Raw genomic sequence first — 15,681 nt, forward strand, 5'->3', positions numbered from 1 at the left:
TTCGGTGATCGCTGCATGGCCCTAGGCTGAACCGATGATTTTGGACTGGCCGCATTGCGAGAACGCCCGCGACCTAGGCGGTACTCCCACCATGACCGGCGGCCAGATCCGCCCCGGTGCCCTGATCCGCTCGGACAGCCACAGCCGCCTCACTCCGGCCGCTGCCGAAGCCGTCCGCTCCCAGCCGATCGCCCGGATCCTCGACCTGCGCTGGTCCCGCGAGCTGGCCGCCGACCCCAGCCCGTTCTTCGCGGACCCGTTCTACCGCCACGTCCCACTGCTGAACGACCCGATGGGTTACGACCCGCCGCTGGACACCTACGCCCCGATGCTGGACCACAACACCACCCGGATCGCGCGAGCGTTCCACGAGATCGCCACCGCCCCTCCCGGCACCGTGGTCATCCATTGCCGCGGCGGCCGCGACCGCACCGGCGCCCTGACCGCCCTCCTCCTGGCCGTAGCCGAAGTCTCCCCGGCCGAGATAGCCGCCGATTTCGCCCGCACCCCAGGCACTTCCCCCGAGGCGATGCACAACACGCTGACCCACGCCACCACCCGCTACGGCGGCGTCCCCAACTACCTGACCCACTGCGGCGTAGCCCCCACCGCACTGGCCGCCATCCGCCACCGCCTGACCATCACCGCCTAACCCCCAGCATCTGACCCGCAGCATCTGACCCGCCTCGGCCTGATTGCGCCTCAGCTCGATCGCGCCTCGGCCCGACCACCACCGCCTGACTCTCAGCACCTGACGCGCCTCGGCCTGATCGCGCCTCGGCCCGACCGCCACCGCCTGCCGATCAGCATCTGACGAGCCTCGGCCTGATCGCGCCTCGGTCTGACAGCCGCGATCTCATCACCGCTGTATAACTGCCGCCTTTCGCCAACGCGGAAGCTCCAGGCCAGCCCGGCAGCGGTGTTCCGTGTCGCCGGCACAATGGCTCTCCGACACCAGCCGCTTCCGGCTATGCCCGCGTCGCACCCAGCCGCCTCCCGCTGCGCCCGCACCAGCCGTGCCCGTGCCAGCCGTGCCCGTGCCGGCTGTGGCCCTGGCGCGCCTGGCGTGCCTGTGCCGGTCTCAGCCGCACCGCAGAGTTCGTGCAGGGTGGGTGGTGGTGCTGTGCATCAGGCGGAGGGGCGGCTCCACTGCACGGAGAGGCCGGTGGCCGCGCGTTCGGTCCGGATCTCCATCGCCGAGCCGAGCATGGTGGCGCGGTCGACCACCAGCGCGGACCCGTCGAGCGCGTAGGTCACCCGCTCGGAGACCAGAACCGGCTCCCCGGGCGGCCGGCGGAGCAGGCCGGCAGCGGGCTCGGCGAGCAGGCCGGGACGGACCACCTCAGTAGCGCGGTGGACCAGGCGACCCTTGGCGATCAACGCCGCGTACAGCGACAGATCGCTGAGATCAGCGGACACCAACTCGGTGCCGCGCACCCACGACAACTGATGCACCGCCGGGCGGCCGCCGACCAGCCGGACCCGTTCCAGCCGCAGCGCCTCGTCCTGACCGATCAGCGCGGCCCAGTCGGGGGGCGTGCCGATGGACTGGTCGAGGATCTCCGTGGTCACCGTCTGCCCCTGGTCGCGCAGATCCTCGGCGAACCCGTGCAACGACGTGAGCTGGTATTTGATCCGCGGGTACACGAACGTCCCCCGGCCCGGCTCCTGCGACAGCAGCCCTTCGTCCTCCAACTGCTTCAGGGCCTGCCGCAGCGTTGCCAGAGTCACCCCGTACCGCGCGCTGAGCTCCTTCTGCGGGGGCAGCGCGGACCCGGCCGGCAACTCGCCGTCCTTGATCTTGGTAGTCAGGTCATCGGCGATCACCTGATATTTCGGCGTGCGCGCGGGCAACGGGCATCTCCTGGTCGACCTGGTCGAGGGCGGCGCGGTAGGCGGCGACCTCGGCTCGCAGGTCGTCGGGTGAGGCACCGTCCAGAACCCTACGCATCAGAGCGGCGCCGATCACCACCCCGTCCCCGGCACGTGCCGCCGTGGCCGCCTGCGCCGGCGTGGAGATGCCGAAACCGATCAGCACGGGCAGGTCGGTCACCGCCTTGAGCCGGGCGGCCAGTGGTGCCGCGGTCGCGGCCAGCGTGTCACGCTCGCCGGTGGTGTTCATGACGCTCACCGCATAGACGAACCCTCGGCTGCGCCGGCCGATCTCGGTGAGCCGATCCTCCGGTGTGACCGGCGCGGCCAGCAGCACCAGGTCGATCCCGGCCGCCGCCGCGGCCCTCTCCAGCCGGTCGGCCTCATCCACCGGCACATCGGGCACGATCAGCCCGGAGAACCCGGCCTCCGCCAGCCGCCGGCAGAACGCCTCCGGCCCACCCGTATCCCCGCCGCCGCTCAACGGCCCATCGCCTCGGATGGTGGCTCCCGCGCCCGAATCTGTGGGCTCGCCGCACCGGGCGGTCGCCTGGCTGCCGCGTACGGGCTGGTTCGCTCTGCTGGTGTCTTTTCCACCTTCGCGGGTGGGTTCACCTGCCTGGCGGGTGGGTTCACCTGCCTGGGGGTCGCCGCGAAAGACGAGGTTGGCGTATGTCATCGCGATCAGTGGGATGCGGATGCGGTGACGCGCCGCGGTCAGGTCGGACAGGATCGACGCAGCCGTTGCTCCCCGGCGCAACGCCTGGTCGGAAGCTCGTTGGATGGTGGCGCCGTCGACCATCGGGTCGGAGAACGGCAGTCCGATCTCGACCGCGTCGGCGCCGGCGTCCTGGAAGGCCAGCAGGTAATCGATCCAGTCCGGGGTGATGCCACCGGTCAGGTAAGGATTCAGCCGCTTCATCGGACCTCACCGGCCAGCGTCGCCATGTCCTTGTCTCCCCGGCCGGAGAGGGTGAGCAGCACCGTCGACCCGGCAGGCAGATCGGGCGTGCCGGCCGCGCGCAGCACCCAGGCCACGGCATGCGCCGACTCCAGCGCGCAGATGATCCCCTCGCTGCGGGCCAGCCGCCGGACCGCGGCGAGCACCTCGTCGTCGGTGACCGTGCGGTATTCCGCCCGGCCGGTCGTCCCCAGATGCGCGTGCTCCGGTCCGACACCGGGATAGTCCAGCCCGGCCGCGATCGATTCCGCCTCGAGCACCTGGCCGGCCGGATCCTGCAGGATCAAGGAGCGGTAGCCGTGCACCACGCCGGGTGTCCCGTTGGTCATCGCGGCGCCACCGGCCGCCTCCACCCCGACCAGCCGCGCCGGAGTGTCCACGAACCCGGCGAAGGTGCCGGCCGCGTTGGACCCGCCGCCCACGCAGGCCACGACCACGTCGGGAACGACGGGGGTCTGCGCCCGGGCCTCCTCGCCGATCACCCGCTGCAGCTCGCGGACCAGCCACGGATAGGGATGCGGGCCGGCCACCGATCCGAGGCAGAAATGTGCCTCGTCGACTGCGGCGACCCAGGCGCGCATCGCCTCGTTCGTCGCGTCCTTCAGCGTGCGGCTGCCGCTGGTCACCGGGATCACCTCGGCGCCGAGCAGCTCCATCCGGAAGACGTTGAGCCGCTGACGGTCGATGTCACGCTCACCCATGTAGACGGTGGCGCGCATGCCGAACAGGGCGGCGGCGGTGGCCGTGGCGACGCCGTGCTGGCCGGCGCCGGTCTCGGCGATCAGCCGGGTCTTGCCCATCCGCTGCGCCAGCACTGCCTGGCCGAGCACGTTGTTGATTTTGTGGGAGCCGGTGTGAGCCAGGTCCTCCCGCTTGAGCAGCAGGGTCACGCCGAGCTCGGCGGAGAGGTTGGCGGCGGGGGTGAGGGCTGTGGGGCGCCCCGCATATTCCGAGCGGAGCCGGGCGAGCCGCTCGTGGAATGACGGGTCGGCCCAGGCCTCGCGAAACGCCGCTGCCAGCGCGGCGCAGGCCGGGACCAGTGACTCGGGCACATAACGCCCGCCGAACTCGCCGAAGCGGCCGGTGGCCGTCGGTGCCTCCATCGCCGCGGCCGGGTGAGGCCTTGCTGTCTCGATGTGTGCTGTCTCCAGCATCTGCGTCGGCGCTGACATCTCACGCTCCAAAAGTTATAGAACTCTGCCGCCCAAGCATGCCATGATGGGCGGCAGAGTTCTAGAACTATTTCGGAGGGGGTCAGGCCACCTTGTACAGCGCCTCCGGCGTCACCAGCCCGGCCAGCACCCGGCCGTCATCGGTGACCAGCACACTGAACAGCGAGCCGCTCAGCAGCCGGCCCTTGCCCCACGAGCCGCTCACCTCCGGCAGCACACTCAGCAGTGCCTGCGCCTGCTGGGCGTCCTCACCGGTGCCCTTGCCGGCCTTCGTCAGCTCGGACAGCGTGCCCCCGGGCAGCTTGGCCGAGACGATCGAGGTCCAGCCCTTGCCGATCACCTTCGGCCCGTCCTTCTGCGACGAGACGGAGGGGACCGGGTGCGGGAGACCCTTCTTGGCCGCGTCACCCTTGGCCGCGCCGGCCTTGGCGGCGTCCGACGGGGTTCCGGCCTCGTCGATCTTCGCGTTCGGCGGCGGGTTGAAGGTGAACTGCTCCGCGTCCGGCACGCTGAAGCTGATGGAGTCGAAAGCGACCCGGACAGCCGGCTTCGCCGCACCCTTGGCATACACCTCGACCCGCAGCGGGACGTGCTGCTCGGCGTCGATCGCCAGCCGCACCTGCCCCACCAGCGACTCGGTGTCTCGCGGGCTCAGCACCAGCTCGTACGCGTCCCGCCCGGCCACCTTGGCCGCGCCGGTGGTCTCGACCTTGGTCGACGGGTCGATCGCGGCGAGAGCCGCGTCCGCCGCCTGCTGCGGGGTCGACGGCAGTGCGCTGGGCAGCGACCGCGGCGACCCCTTGCCGGCGTCCTTCGGCAGCTTCAGGTGCTTGCCCGTGTTGTCCGAGCTGCTCCACTGCCAGACGTCCGACCCGTTACGGATCACGTCGGTCTCACCCTGCGTCCCGAGCAGGGCGAACCGCACCTTGTCCTCACCCGCGTACCACACGCGGGCGGTGTTGCTGCCGGCGATCAGACTGGTCAGGCCACCGGTGCCGCCGGCCGAGGCGCCGAACTTGCTGGCCAGCCCGGCGACGCCGGGCAGACCCAGATCGGTGCTCTCGACCACGGTGCCGGAGAGACCGGCCGGGTTGGCGCCCTGCAGATCCACCAGCAACTGGGCCGCGCTGCGGTCCGGCAGCGAGGGGCCGGCATTCGCCACGATCGTGCCGGCTGCCGCGCCGCCCCCGATGACGACGACCGCGGTGGCCCCCGGTAGCAGCCAGCGCAGTGCCGGCCTCGACTTCCACACGGACACGATGTCCACCTCCCGTTGGTATGCAGCAATCGTGCTTCGGCACCGCTGTGACAAGGCTGAGAGCGACCCGTAGGGGCCAGGCTTAGGGGACCACAGGGCCGCTAGCCATGTGCAGTGACATAGGTGGCGTTCGAGGGAGATGAGCAGGCAGCAACGGCAGGTGCGAATGAACGACGGCGTCAGGCGACAAGAATTTGGGTGCACTAGCTATAGGTGCGTGCGGTCTGAGGATCGGGGTGCCGGGGTGCCGGGGTGCCGGGGTGCCGGGGTGCCGGGGTGCCGGGGTGCCGGGGTGCCGGAGTGCCGGAGTGCCGGAGTGCCGGGTGTCAGAGGTCTCCATGCGATCAGGGCGTGCGGTGGGGCCTGGAGTGCTGTGACGGGACTGAGAGCCGGTAACCACCGGAGGGATCGACATGACAAGGTGGCATCGTGCGGTTGCTGGTGGTGGAGGACGAGGAACGGCTGGCTGCTGCGCTGCGTCGTGGCTTGCAGGCCGAGGGGTTCGCGGTCGATGTGGCCCACGACGGGCAGGACGGGCTGGAGATGGCCCGCCACGGCGGATATGACGCGATGATTCTCGATGTCATGCTGCCGCGGCTCTCCGGGTATCGCGTCGTGCGACAGTTGCGGGCCGAGCGGCACTGGTTGCCGGTGCTGATGCTCTCCGCGAAAGACGGTGAGTATGACCAGGCCGATGGTCTGGATTGCGGCGCCGACGACTATCTGACCAAGCCTTTTTCGTACGTCGTCCTCCTCGCCCGGCTGCGCGCGTTGCTGCGCCGTGGCACGCAGGCTCGGCCCGTGGTTCTGACCTGTGGTGATGTCGAGCTGGATCCGGCGGAGAAGCGGGTGCTGGTCACCGGCACCGAGGTCACCCTGACCACCCGCGAGTTCGCCCTGCTGGAGTATCTGATCCGTCGTCCGGGCGAGGTCGTCTCGAAGACCGAACTGCTTGATCATGTCTGGGATGCCGCTCTGGAGACCGCGCCCAACGCTGTGGAGGTCTACATCGGCTACCTGCGTCGCAAGATCGGCCGGGACCGTCTGGAAACGGTCCGCGGTTCCGGCTACCGCCTCGTCGCCGCGTCCGGCGCCCTCACCGAGTAGCAGCCATGACACCGAGGCCCCCTCCCGCGTCGTCCGGTGGCGTGGTGGCGCCGGGCCGCGGTGATGCCGCCGTTCGCGCACGGCTCGGAAGTGGGCGGCTCGCCGTGGTGGTGCCAGCTGACGGAAGGGCGTTGACGGTGAGGTCGGTGCCCGCGCTTGAGCCGGTGAGCGGGTGGGGGTTGCGGGCCGGTGGGGTCGGTGCCGGCGCTTGAGCTATCGAACTGGTGGGGGCTTGTAACCAGTGGGGTCGGCGCCCCCGCTTGAGCTGGTGAGCTGGTGAGCTGGTGAGCTGGTGAGCTGGTGAGCTGGTGAGCTGGTGAGCTGGTGAGCCGGTGAGCCGGTGAGCCGGTGGGGTCGGCGGCTGGGCGTGGGGTCGTGAGGCGGGCGGGGAGGGCGTGGGGCAGTGACGGTGGTGGGGGAGACGCGCGGGGCGGTGGGGTGATGCGGCGGCGGCTTCGGGAGCTGAGTCTGCGGGCTCGGCTGTTGCTGATCTCGGTGGCGGCGCTGGGGTTCGGGCTGGCGGCCGGCGGGGTGGTGCTGGTGACAGTGCTGACCTTCGCGCAGGGGCGGGCGGTGCACTCGCAGGCGATGGACACGGCGCGAGGGGTGGCGAGCCTGGTCGATCAGGGGCAGCTGCCCAGTCGGATCGAGGTTTCGCCGGAGACGAAAGTTCAGGTCATCGACGAATCGGGGCGGGTGCGGTCGGTGTCGGCCACGGCTGACCGGCTGGTGCCCTTCCTGTACGAGGATGAGCTGCGGGATCTGCCCGACGGGGAGGGACGGTCGATCCCCGGGGAGCGGATCGGGTTCGAGGGCGAGGCCCGGGTGGTCAAACTGACCGCGGGTCCGGCCACCCAGCCGCTGCGAATCCTGGTGGCGCGGTCGACCAGCGAGCTGACGCAGAGCGTGCATCTGCTGCGGGTCACGCTGCTGGTGGCGTTCCCGCTGCTGGTGGCCTTGCTGGCGGCCGGGCTGTGGCGGGCGCTCGGGGCGGCGCTGCGGCCGGTGGACGCGCTGCGCGCCGGAGCTGAAGAGATCACCGGGGGGACCCGGGCCGGACGGCTGCCGGTGCCGGACTCGCACGACGAGGTCGGGCGGCTGGCGATCACGCTCAACGACATGCTGCATCGGCTGGACACGGCGCGGGCGCGGCAGCGGGCGTTCGTGGCGGACGCGGCGCACGAGTTGCGCAGCCCGCTCACCAACATGCGAACCGAGCTGGAGGTGGCGCAGCGGCTGCCGGACGACACCGACTGGGCGGCCTTCACCGACGATCTGCTCGTCGATGTGCAACGACTGTCCCGGCTGGTGGACGACCTGCTGTTGCTGGCGCGGGCCGATGACGGGGTGGGGCGGGCGGCGGTCGCTCGCCGGCTCGAGGAGGTCGACCTCGGGCAGTTGGTCGATGAGGTGGCGTCGCGGTATCCGGGTGTGGAGGTCGTGGCGTCCGACGAGCCGCTGCCGATGGTGGCCGAGCCGGACGGGCTGGCCCGGGTGGTGGCGAATCTGATCGACAACGCCTGCCGGCACAAACGGGACCGGGTGACGGTGCGTACGGCAGCGTCCGGGACGGACCTGCTGGTCGTGGTCACCGACGACGGGCCGGGGATTCCGGCGGAAGACCGGGAACGGGTGTTCCACCGGTTCACCCGGCTCGACGATGCACGGGCGCGGGATGCCGGCGGGTCCGGGCTGGGGTTGGCGATCGTCCGGGAACTGGTGCGCAGGCACGGCGGTTCGGTGACGCTCGGCGACGCTGAGCCGGGACTGCGGGTCGAGGTTCGCCTACCGGCCGACAAACAGCAGACGCCCGTATCCGCTTCAACCCCGGCGAGCCCGAAGTGATGGCCCGCCCGGAGGCGGGGTGAGCTGGCCGGCGGGACCCCGGAGGCGGGGTGAGCTGGGCCGGCGGGACCCCGGAGGCGGGGTGAGCTGGGCCGGCGGGACCCCGGAGGCGGGGTGAGCTGGGCCGGCGGGACCCCGGAGGTGGGGGCGGGGGCGCGGACGGGTGAGAATCGGGGGAAAAGCTGTGGAGGGTGGGAACTTTCCGCAACATCGGGCCGACCAAGGAGCGTGCCCGGCAGCGGGCGATGAATCGACGGAAGGTTCCTTCAACAATGTCGCTGCTCAAGCGTTCCGCAGTGGTGGCCGCCGCGGCCGGATTGCTGACCCTGGCGCTGGCCGGACCGGCCGCCGCGCATGTGACGGTCAACCCGAACACGGCGACCGCGGGCGGATACACGAAGGTCGCCTTCCGCGTGCCGAACGAGTCGGACAGCGCGTCGACCACCAAGCTCGAGGTGAACCTGCCGGCCGACCAGCCGATCGCCTCGGTGTCGGTGAAGCCGCTGCCGGGATGGACGGCGACCGCGGTGAAGACGAAGCTGGCCACGCCGATCAAATCGCACGACACCGAGATCACCGAGGCGGTTTCCAAGATCACCTGGACGGCGGCCAAGGGGTCGGAGATCCAGCCGGGGCAGTTCCAGGAGTTCGACGTGTCGATGGGGGCGTTGCCGCAATCGGGGCAGCTGGTGTTCAAGGCGCTGCAGACGTACTCCGACGGCACCGTGGTCCGCTGGATCGACGAGCCCACCGCGGACGGGTCCGAGCCGGACAGCCCGGCGCCGGTGCTCAAGATCGTGCCGGCTGCCGCCGCGAGCGCCTCGCCGGCCGCCGCTGCCGCCGCCGCCCCGGCGAAAGCCGACGACTCCGGCGATTCGGGCAGCGGTACGGGCTGGGGTCTTGCCGGACTCGTCGCCGGGTTGGTGGCGCTGGTGCTGGCCGGACTCGCGTACGCGAAAGCAAGCCGTAAGCCGGAGACCGCCGGAACCGGCAAGGCCGCCGCAAGCTGAGGATTCGCCGGGGTTGCGGGTCCGCCGGGAGGCCGGACCCGCAACACGCGTCGATCGGGTCGCCGTCTGCTGGACCATTCCCGATGGTGACGCCGGGTAGAAACGGATCCATCGGCAGTGGGGTGGGAAGGTCTGTCCCGGAACCGGGGTGAGCTGCGCTAGGCTGCCGCGGAAGATCAACGACGGCCTGCTGGAGAACACATGACGGTCCGCATCTGGCAGGGCATGGCGGGCAAGTCCCGTCTTTGGCACGGGCTGCTGGCGTTCATCGTCCTGGCGTCGCTGATCACGCAGATCGTCCTGACGGCGACGGATTCAGCGCCGCATGCCGGGCCCGCGGTGCACGAGACCGTGGTGACAAGATTCGTCCGGCTTTTTAGCTACTTCACGATTCAGAGCAACCTGCTGGTGCTGATCGCGACCCTGGCCCTGCTGCGGGATCCGAACCGGGATGGGCGGGTCTGGCGGGTCATCCGGCTCGACGCGCTGCTCGGCATCGTGATCACCGGAATCGTGTACAGCACGATCCTGGCCGGGCAGGTGGCGCTGCACGGGGCCGCCTACCTGGCCAATCTGGGTTTCCACTACATCGCCCCGTGGGCGGCCCTGCTCGGTTGGCTGCTCTTCGGCCCGCGGCCGCGGATCGACGCGCGGACCATGGCCTGGGCGGCGCTCTGGCCGACGCTGTGGATCGGGTACACACTGGCGCACGGCGCCGCCACCGACTGGTATCCGTATCCGTTCGCCGATGTGAACAGCCTCGGTTATCCCAGGGTGCTGGCCAACCTGGCAGCTGTCGTGCTCGTTGCCGCGGTGCTGGCCGCCCTGCTGCGTCTGCTCGATACGCGTCTCCCGTACAGGGTGGCGGCTGCTCCTGAGGCGGCGGCTCCTGTCCTGCCGCTTCCCCGTTCCGGCACGGAGCCCGTCGCTCACCGCGATAGGTGACGCTGCCGCAGGTCCGGTCCTCGGCACCGTCCATGCTTACTTCCTGCTTGAGCATCGTTCAAGCGGCCGGCGATGGAAGTCGTCTTGAGTCGGCCCGCGCAGGTGAGCGGGTCCGGGCGGATTTGCCGTTGCTGGTTCGGCAGGACTCAATAATCTGCCGAAACTGGTGGGTGTCGTCAACCCAGAACGGGCGACTGCTCAACTAGCTCGGACGCCTCTGTTCGCTCTTGTGGATGGGGCCTCACCCGGCCCGCGCCGATAAGGACGACCCTCTCGTCCGACCACGTCCGGGGTGCCGTCACCCCGGCCGGGTCCTCGACGGTCAAGCGGGCAAGACGTAAGGCCGATGGAGCCGGCTGTGACAGCACAAGCTCTCGTCCCATATCCAGCTGATGAATGGCCAGCTCGGTGGCCCAGGTGGCAAGGAAATCACCGGTCGAGAGGACATGCCCCTGAAATCGCACCGCGGCAGACTCGAGCCGGGAAGTGGCGGCGCGCACGCCTTCCACCGTCGGCAGCATGTGCCGCGTCGAATGCGCTTTGAGTTGTAGGCCTTGACGTGGCAATCGACAAAAGCCAACAGCAACGCCGGTCAATGTGCGGATGGCGCGAGCGGCGTGAACGCCTGGGGCGGATTCAGTCCGCCATCCAATAGTGCAGGGCGAAGCCCCACGGGGAGAACGTCAGCACGGTCACGGCCCCCCACGCCCAGACCCAGGCTCTCGCGTGCACCGACGGGCCACGGTCTCTCGCCGACATCGCGACTGACCAGCCGACCAGAGGCAGCGGGAAGAAGAGGAGGAATCCCACGAGGAAGTGGGCCGTGACGAACCACGCGTACAGCGGGCACCACCACGGCGCCGCCTCGACCGAGGGGAAGGGGATCGAGTCCTTCGGGTCTCCGAGCCGTGCCAGGCTCGGTGCGAACAACGCCACGTAGTCGCCGGTGCGGAGCACCGCACACAACAGTGACGGCAGGGCGCCGAACAGGTGTACCCCCAGCAGAATCTGCAGGAGGCGGGTGGTCATCCGGCCAGGATGCCGCCGCCCGTCCACCTCCGGCCGAGTTTGTCGTTCGAGATGCGCTCGTGACATGGCCGGCAAGGTACCAGGCCTCTACCAGGCATTTGTCGCCCTCGTGAGGTCGGCTGAGGCGGAACACCCGTTGCGGCGTCGGCGGCCGATCCAACAACTTTTAGAACGACTGGAGTTCTTCGGGCCGACATGCCGGCCGTCCTCGGCCGCACCGGCACCGCCGCCTACCTGCTCGGAGCCGTCAGCAATGTCCAGGCCAGGGACCGCACTCACAACTCTCGGATATTTTCTCGAAACTCTCGGGATCAAAGGCCTCCGTCTGAGCTGGTTAAGAGCCCAGCTCAGACAGCTTTCTCGGCGCTGCCGACATTGATACTTCCGGAAATTTTCCGGTAGATATTGTTTCGGCATTGTTGCCGTGCCAGCATGGGCTGCATCGAAGCCCATCGCTCTGGCTCCGATTCCGCACCTCGTCGAATCCCCGCACCGGACGGCGGCCCGCCCGCCCTCCGGCGATGCCCGGCGGCCGGAGTCGGAGCTGACAAGGAGATCACCGTGGCAAACGAATCCCCCCGCCGGCGATCCCTGCCGGTCCGGGCCCTGCTCGCCGGCACCGTCGCCGCCGTCGGCGCGTTCACCGCCCTGATGGTGACGCCGGATGCCAACGCCGCCGCCGGCACCCTGGGTGCCGCCGCCGCCCAGTCCGGCCGCTATTTCGGCACCGCGATCGCCGCGGGCCGGCTCGGCGATGCCACCTACACCACGATCGCCGGGCGTGAGTTCACCATGGTCACGCCGGAGAACGAGATGAAGCCGGACGCCACCGAACCGCAGCGCGGCCAGTTCACTTTCAGCTCCGGGGACCAGATCTACAACTGGGCCACCCAGCGCGGCATGAAGGTCCGCGGTCACACGCTGGCCTGGCATTCGCAGCAGCCGGGCTGGATGCAGAGCCTCAACGGCAGCGGCCTGCGCCAGGCCATGATCGACCACATCAACGGCGTGATGGCCCACTACAAGGGCAAACTCGCCTACTGGGACGTGGTCAACGAGGCGTACAACGAGGATGGCAGCCGTCGGCAGTCGAATCTGCAGGGCACCGGCAACGACTGGATCGAGGTGGCGTTCCGCACGGCGCGGGCCGCCGACCCGTCGGTCAAGCTCTGCTACAACGATTACAACATCGAGAATTGGTCGTACGCGAAGACCCAGGGCGTCTACAACATGATCCGGGACTTCAAGTCGCGCGGCGTCCCGATCGACTGCGTCGGCCTGCAGACCCACTTCACCGGGGGCAGCTCGCTGCCGGGCAACTTCCCGACCACGCTGTCGAGCTTCGCGGCGCTGGGTGTCGACGTCGCGCTGACCGAGGTCGACGTCACCAACGCATCCACCTCGCAGTACGCCGGGCTCACTCAGGCCTGCGTCAACGTGCCCCGCTGTGTCGGCATCACGGTGTGGGGCGTGCGGGACAGCGATTCGTGGCGGTCCAGCGAGAGCCCCCTGCTGTTCGACGGTGGCGGCACCAAGAAGGCGGCGTACACCTCGGTGCTCAACGCCCTGAACGCGGCCGGTCCGGTCACCTCGTCGCCGACCCCGGGCGGCGGCTCCGGTTCGCCGTCATCGTCGCCGTCCACCCCGCCGGCCGGCACCGGGCGGATCGTCGGCGCCCAGTCCGGCCGGTGCATCGACGTGCCGAACGCGTCGCAGAACAACGGCACCCGGGTGCAGCTCTACGACTGCAACGGCCAGACCAACCAGGCGTGGACGCTCACCTCCGGCAAGCAGCTGACCGTGTACGGCAACCGCTGCCTGGACGCCGCGGGGTCGGGCAACGGCGCGGCCGTGCAGATCTACAGCTGCAACGGGCAGGCCAACCAGCAGTGGAACGTCAACGCCAACGGGACCATCACCGGCGTGCAGTCGGGGCGCTGCCTCGACGTCTGGGGCACCGGTAACGGCCAGCAGGTGCAGATCTACGACTGCAGTGGGCAGGCCAACCAGCGGTTCACCCTGAGCTGATCAGGGGTCGGCCGGGGCGGGGGAGCCGAGCGGCGTGTCGTCGAGGCTCTCCCGCAGGTCGACCAGGGAGTCGAAGACGCGTACGGCGCCCGCGTCGTGAAGCTCTTGAACCGAGAATCCGCCGGTGCGCACGGCGATGGTCGGCACCTCGAGTTTGCGGGCCGCGACGCAGTCCCAGGTGGAGTCGCCGATCATCACGCCGGACACGCCGTCGACCCGGTGCAGTGCGGTTGCCACCAGATCCGGCTCGGGTTTGCTGTTCTCCACGTCGTCGGCAGTGGTCCAGGCGTCCGCGAACGGGCGGCCGCCGACCAGGTCGAGGAAGTGTTCGACGTGCTGCTTCTTACCGGAGCTGGCGAGCACGAGGCGGAACCCGCGGGACTTGACCTCCTCGATCAGCTCGCGGGCTCCCTCGAACGGCCGGACCTCGTCGATCAGCCGGTCGAACTCCTCGCTCCAGACCTCGCGGAGCGCGTCGCCGTGGCGCCGCTCGACGTCGTCGCCGGCCACCGCCTTGACGAGTTGATCGCCACCCATGCCGATGGCGCGGTGGATGCGCCAGATCGGCAGGGTGATTTCGTAGCGCCGGAAGGACCGGTACCAGGCCAGGGCGTGCTGGTAGTTGGTGTCGACGAGGGTGCCGTCGACGTCGAAGATCGCGGTGTCGGCCATCCTCCGCCTGTACCCACCGCGACCCGGCTCACTCCCCGCAGGCGTTGCCGTTGAGGGTGAACCCGGTGGGCGCCGCGGTGTTCCCGGTGTGCCCGGCCTGGAAACCGATGGTGACCGACCCGTTGACCGGGATCGCGGCGTGGTAACCGGCGTTCCGTGCGGTCACCGACCCGCTGGCCGGCGAGTAGGTCGCGTTCCACCCGGAGCTGATGGTCTGGCCGGCGGCCAGCGTGAAGCCCAGCGCCCACCCGTCGACGGCGGCGCTCCCGGTGTCGGTGATGGTGAGGTTCGCGGTCAGCCCGGTGCGCCAGGCGCTGATCGAGGTGCTCACCCGGCAGGCCGTGCCGGCCGGTGCGGGTGACGACGGTGACGGGGGCGGGGAGGTGGTGGCGCCGTCCAGGCCTCGGTGCGGGTGGCTTCGGGCAGCACGACGATGTATCCGTGGCGGTCCGCCGCGGTGAGGTAGTCCCGGCCGTTCCCGCCGGCCGGTTCAGGGCAGGGTGCAGGCGATCGCCGGGGTGATGGCGGGGCTGCCGGAGGCGATCAGGCCGAAGGTGGCGGCGGCGCCGGGATCGAGCATGCCGTTGTACGTGGCGTTGACGACCGTGACGGCGTTGCCGCTGACGCTCAGCGAGCCGCTCCACACCTGGCTGATCGATTGTCCGGCGGGCAGCGTCCAGCCGACCCGCCATCCGCTGGTCGGCGTGGTGCCGGTGTTGGTGACGGTGACCTCCGCCTGGAAGCCGCCCGGCCAGCTGTTGACGACCCGGTAGGTGACGGCGCAGCCGCCCGGCTGGCCACCGGGCGTCCCGGACGGCGTGACCGACGGCGACACCGGCGGGGTGGTGCTCGGCAGCTGGGCGAAGAACTTCGCGATCTCCGCGCCGGTCCAGGTGCGCGCGCCGTCCGTGGCGGTCGTCCCGTCCACCGGCTCCGGGGTGTGGTCGCCGTCGAAGGCGGCCCACTCGACCGGGTGACCGGTCCGGCATCCGGTGTAGGCGGTCACCACATGGGTGAGGCTGCCGCGGGCCGGTTCCGGCGGGTTCTGCGCGGTGCAGCCGTTGGCCCGCACGAAACTGTCCCGCAGGCCGCGCCCGAGGGAGATGTCCAGGACGCTGTCGTGGATGCCGTGGATGCCGAGGTACGCGACCGGCTGACCGATGCCGGAGCAGCCGCTGAGGTTGGCGCCGGAGAGCACCGCCACCGCGCGGAAGACCGCGGGGCGGGCGCACGCCACGGCGTAGCTCATCGCACCGCCGTAACTCCAGCCCAGCGCGAACACCTGGGAGGTGTCGACGCACAGGTCGCCCTCGATCAGTGCGGTGAGGGCATCGACCAGGGCCAGGTCGCGGCCGCCGGGGTTGGCCCAGCCGTTGTCGATGCCCTGCGGCGCGACCAGGATGGTGGTGGCGCCGGCGAGTCGCTGCTGGCCGTAGTAGGCCCAGGTCGCGCCGGCCGGGCCGCCGGTCGCCACGTCGGCCGCGGTGCCGTTGAGCCAGTGGAAGGCGAACATCAGCCGGTACGGGTGGTTGCGGTCGTAGCCGTCCGGCACCCGCAGGATGTAGGTGCGGTTCTGGCCGCCGCTGGAGATGGTGCGGGTGCCGCTCGTCAGGGTCGGTGCCTTGCCGCATCCGGCGACCGCCGCCGTGGCGGGCACGCCGGTGCCGAACAGTCCGGTGAGCGTCGCGGTGGCCAGGGCCAGCGCGCAGAGAATCGCTGTCACGGTGCGTCGGGTCATCTCAGGTTCCCCTTTCCGGCGCCGGTCGGGGGTGACCGGCGCCG

General features: G+C 70.3%; 14 protein-coding genes. 6 read left to right on the plus strand and 8 right to left on the minus strand.

Going from position 1 to position 15,681, the window contains the following annotated elements:
• Positions 1 to 34: 34 nt before the first annotated feature.
• Entirely contained in the window at positions 35 to 652 is a 618-nt protein-coding gene (locus ACSP50_RS12770; protein ID WP_014689991.1) for a tyrosine-protein phosphatase, read from the plus strand.
• A gap of 476 nt (positions 653 to 1,128) precedes the next feature.
• Here ACSP50_RS12770 and ACSP50_RS12775 read toward each other — a convergent pair whose 3' ends face one another.
• From ACSP50_RS12775 to ACSP50_RS12790, 4 genes are all read right to left on the minus strand, one after another.
• Positions 1,129 to 1,854, minus strand: a complete 726-nt coding sequence (locus ACSP50_RS12775) for a GntR family transcriptional regulator (protein WP_014689990.1) — start codon at positions 1,852 to 1,854, stop codon at positions 1,129 to 1,131.
• Entirely contained in the window at positions 1,814 to 2,794 is a 981-nt protein-coding gene (trpA, locus tag ACSP50_RS12780) for a tryptophan synthase subunit alpha (RefSeq protein WP_014689989.1), read from the minus strand. Before trpA ends, ACSP50_RS12775 begins: the two co-directional genes overlap by 41 nt.
• Positions 2,791 to 4,005: a tryptophan synthase subunit beta gene (gene trpB / locus ACSP50_RS12785; RefSeq protein WP_014689988.1), complete on the minus strand. Its 1,215-nt coding sequence runs from the start codon at positions 4,003 to 4,005 to the stop codon at positions 2,791 to 2,793. Before trpB ends, trpA begins: the two co-directional genes overlap by 4 nt.
• 82 nt (positions 4,006 to 4,087) lie before the next feature.
• A complete protein-coding gene (locus ACSP50_RS12790) occupies positions 4,088 to 5,263 on the minus strand; it encodes a sigma-E factor regulatory protein RseB domain-containing protein (protein WP_014689987.1) in 1,176 nt (391 codons plus the stop codon).
• 429 nt (positions 5,264 to 5,692) lie between these two features.
• Between ACSP50_RS12790 and ACSP50_RS12795 the strand changes: the two genes are divergently transcribed.
• From ACSP50_RS12795 to ACSP50_RS12810, 4 genes are all read left to right on the plus strand, one after another.
• Complete coding sequence (locus ACSP50_RS12795; RefSeq protein WP_014689986.1) at positions 5,693 to 6,370, plus strand: response regulator transcription factor; 678 nt, start codon at positions 5,693 to 5,695, stop codon at positions 6,368 to 6,370.
• 441 nt (positions 6,371 to 6,811) lie between these two features.
• A complete protein-coding gene (locus ACSP50_RS12800) occupies positions 6,812 to 8,215 on the plus strand; it encodes a cell wall metabolism sensor histidine kinase WalK (RefSeq protein ID WP_014689985.1) in 1,404 nt (467 codons plus the stop codon).
• Positions 8,216 to 8,487: 272 nt separating this feature from the next.
• Positions 8,488 to 9,225: a YcnI family protein gene (locus ACSP50_RS12805; RefSeq protein WP_014689984.1), complete on the plus strand. Its 738-nt coding sequence runs from the start codon at positions 8,488 to 8,490 to the stop codon at positions 9,223 to 9,225.
• 201 nt (positions 9,226 to 9,426) lie between these two features.
• Complete coding sequence (locus ACSP50_RS12810; protein WP_014689983.1) at positions 9,427 to 10,170, plus strand: Pr6Pr family membrane protein; 744 nt, start codon at positions 9,427 to 9,429, stop codon at positions 10,168 to 10,170.
• A gap of 636 nt (positions 10,171 to 10,806) precedes the next feature.
• Here ACSP50_RS12810 and ACSP50_RS12820 read toward each other — a convergent pair.
• Entirely contained in the window at positions 10,807 to 11,199 is a 393-nt protein-coding gene (locus ACSP50_RS12820) for a hypothetical protein (protein ID WP_014689982.1), read from the minus strand.
• Between the two features lie 561 nt (positions 11,200 to 11,760).
• Here ACSP50_RS12820 and ACSP50_RS12825 point away from each other — a divergent pair.
• Entirely contained in the window at positions 11,761 to 13,227 is a 1,467-nt protein-coding gene (locus ACSP50_RS12825; RefSeq protein ID WP_014689981.1) for an endo-1,4-beta-xylanase, read from the plus strand.
• On the opposite strand, the gene ACSP50_RS12830 is transcribed toward ACSP50_RS12825, so the two are convergent.
• The 3 genes from ACSP50_RS12830 to ACSP50_RS12840 form a co-directional block, all read right to left on the minus strand.
• Complete coding sequence (locus ACSP50_RS12830; RefSeq protein WP_014689980.1) at positions 13,228 to 13,899, minus strand: HAD family hydrolase; 672 nt, start codon at positions 13,897 to 13,899, stop codon at positions 13,228 to 13,230. It lies immediately after the preceding gene.
• 28 nt (positions 13,900 to 13,927) lie between these two features.
• A complete protein-coding gene (locus ACSP50_RS12835; RefSeq protein ID WP_014689979.1) occupies positions 13,928 to 14,230 on the minus strand; it encodes a cellulose binding domain-containing protein in 303 nt (100 codons plus the stop codon).
• A gap of 159 nt (positions 14,231 to 14,389) precedes the next feature.
• Complete coding sequence (locus ACSP50_RS12840) at positions 14,390 to 15,637, minus strand: cellulose binding domain-containing protein (protein ID WP_014689978.1); 1,248 nt, start codon at positions 15,635 to 15,637, stop codon at positions 14,390 to 14,392.
• Positions 15,638 to 15,681 lie beyond the last annotated feature (44 nt).

Origin of the sequence: Actinoplanes sp. SE50/110 (genome assembly GCF_900119315.1) — a bacterium.
GTDB lineage: Bacteria > Actinomycetota > Actinomycetes > Mycobacteriales > Micromonosporaceae > Actinoplanes.

What these genes read in the sequence shown, in the direction of transcription:
- ACSP50_RS12770 (WP_014689991.1), top strand. Translation starts at nt 35, where the DNA reads ATGATTTTGGACTGGCCGCATTGCGAGAACGCCCGCGACCTAGGCGGT.
- ACSP50_RS12810 (WP_014689983.1), top strand. Translation starts at nt 9,427, where the DNA reads ATGACGGTCCGCATCTGGCAGGGCATGGCGGGCAAGTCCCGTCTTTGG.
- ACSP50_RS12840 (WP_014689978.1), bottom strand. Translation starts at nt 15,637, where the DNA reads ATGACCCGACGCACCGTGACAGCGATTCTCTGCGCGCTGGCCCTGGCC.
- ACSP50_RS12800 (WP_014689985.1), top strand. Translation starts at nt 6,812, where the DNA reads ATGCGGCGGCGGCTTCGGGAGCTGAGTCTGCGGGCTCGGCTGTTGCTG.
- ACSP50_RS12805 (WP_014689984.1), top strand. Translation starts at nt 8,488, where the DNA reads ATGTCGCTGCTCAAGCGTTCCGCAGTGGTGGCCGCCGCGGCCGGATTG.
- trpB (WP_014689988.1), bottom strand. Translation starts at nt 4,005, where the DNA reads ATGTCAGCGCCGACGCAGATGCTGGAGACAGCACACATCGAGACAGCA.
- ACSP50_RS12820 (WP_014689982.1), bottom strand. Translation starts at nt 11,199, where the DNA reads ATGACCACCCGCCTCCTGCAGATTCTGCTGGGGGTACACCTGTTCGGC.
- trpA (WP_014689989.1), bottom strand. Translation starts at nt 2,794, where the DNA reads ATGAAGCGGCTGAATCCTTACCTGACCGGTGGCATCACCCCGGACTGG.
- ACSP50_RS12830 (WP_014689980.1), bottom strand. Translation starts at nt 13,899, where the DNA reads ATGGCCGACACCGCGATCTTCGACGTCGACGGCACCCTCGTCGACACC.